Annotated in this window: 3 protein-coding genes; 2 read left to right on the top strand and 1 reads right to left on the bottom strand. The window is 56.0% G+C overall.

The features are described from left to right. Positions 1-191, bottom strand: a 191-nt coding sequence (locus tag ABT171_RS41685; RefSeq protein ID WP_351252178.1) for a TetR/AcrR family transcriptional regulator, incomplete at its 3' end; no start/stop codon positions are given. 107 nt (positions 192-298) lie between these two features. Here ABT171_RS41685 and ABT171_RS41690 point away from each other — a divergent pair. After that, a complete protein-coding gene (locus ABT171_RS41690) occupies positions 299-766 on the top strand; it encodes a nuclear transport factor 2 family protein (RefSeq protein WP_351252180.1) in 468 nt (155 codons plus the stop codon). Positions 767-892: 126 nt separating this feature from the next. Beyond that, positions 893-1,133 (top strand): osmotically-inducible lipoprotein OsmE (gene osmE, locus ABT171_RS41695; RefSeq protein ID WP_351252182.1); only part of this gene is annotated, 241 nt, incomplete at its 3' end.

Genomic DNA, 1,133 nt, shown 5'->3' on the forward strand with positions numbered 1-1,133 from the left:
CGATAGGTCAAAAACGCCGTAATTAAATCATTCTTGCTGGGAAAGTGGCGGTAGAAGGTCACCTTGGTCACGCCCGATTCTTTGATGATGCGATCGATACCGGTGGCGCGGATCCCTTCTTGATAAAACAGATCGTGCGCCGTCAGCAGGATGCGCTGGCGGGCGGGTAAGGCGTTGAGATCGGCGGTCATCATTTTCTCCCAGGCTATTTCCGAGTGATTGTAGACAACTCTGTCTACATACGCTAGCGTAATGACGTAGACAGAGTTGTCTACACGCCTTCACTCAGGAGATAAACATGAGCATTAAACCCCCATTGCCGCCTTTTACCCGCGAATCCGCTATCGAGAAGGTGCGGCTGGCGGAGGATGCCTGGAATAGCCGCGATCCCGAACGTGTATCGCAGGTGTATTCCCTCGATACCCACTGGCGTAACCGCGCGGAATTTGTCGATGGCCGCGCGGCGGTGGTCGGCTTTTTGCAACGCAAGTGGGCGAAAGAACTGGAGTATCGGCTGATTAAGGAGCTGTGGGCGTTTGATGGCGCGCGCATCGCGGTGCGTTTTGCCTATGAATGGCGCGACGATTCCGGCAACTGGTATCGCAGCTTCGGCAATGAGAACTGGGAGTTCAATCTGGAGGGGCTGATGATCAACCGCCATGCTTGCATCAACGACATGCCGTTCCGCGAACAGGATCGGCGTTTTCATTGGCCGCTCGGCCGGCGCCCGGACGATGTCCCGGCCCTGAGCGATTTCGGTTTTTGAATCTGATGGGATGCTGCGATGGCCTTTTGAGAGCAAAAGCGCACCGATCGACAAAGGGGAATTTGTAGAAAAGCCTTCCCGCTTCTAGACTTAGGGAACAACAAATGCACTCCAAGAGGACAAGCTATGACGAAGAAGTTGGTTTTGGCCGTCGGCACTGCGGCGGTATTCTCCATTCTTGCCGGTTGTACCACCTATGATCGCGCAGCCAGCTATGTCAATGAGCCGGTGGTCAGCGATGTCAAAGTAGGGATGACCAAGCAGCAGGTGCGGGCTATCGCGGGTCCACCGTCGACCACTGCCACACTGGTTCATGCGCAGGGCACCTGCGACACCTATGCGGTGGCGCCTCGCGACGGCAAGGTGC

This window comes from Streptomyces sp. NPDC001851 (genome assembly GCF_040297165.1).
GTDB lineage: Bacteria > Actinomycetota > Actinomycetes > Streptomycetales > Streptomycetaceae > Streptomyces.

Excerpts from the sequence above, each read along its gene's own strand:
- ABT171_RS41690 (WP_351252180.1), top strand. The coding sequence starts at position 299 with ATGAGCATTAAACCCCCATTGCCGCCTTTTACCCGCGAATCCGCTATC.